1 protein-coding gene is annotated in these 255 nt (G+C 60.0%); it reads right to left on the reverse strand.

What is annotated here, in order from left to right:
* On the reverse strand, positions 1–255 hold a 255-nt coding region (locus F1735_RS34970; RefSeq protein WP_222853213.1), incomplete at both ends, for a zinc ribbon domain-containing protein.

Genomic DNA, 255 nt, shown 5'->3' on the forward strand with positions numbered 1-255 from the left:
CCACAATCGACGCACAGAAACGACGCCTGAGTCTGCCGATTGTCTTTTGAGACGTGGCCGCAAGCCGGGCACGTCTGGCTGGTGTGCTGCGCTGGCACGGCCAGCAACATGCCGCCGTTCCACCCAACCTTATAGCCAAGCTGGCGGCGAAACTCGCCCCATCCCTGATCGAGGATAGCTCGGTTCAGGCCCGACTTCTGGCTGACCTTCTTGCCCGGTTGTTCGACAGTACCTTTGGAAGACCTGGACATGTTC

It is taken from the genome of Massilia genomosp. 1, assembly GCF_011682185.1.
Taxonomy (GTDB): domain Bacteria; phylum Pseudomonadota; class Gammaproteobacteria; order Burkholderiales; family Burkholderiaceae_D; genus Telluria_A; species Telluria_A rubra.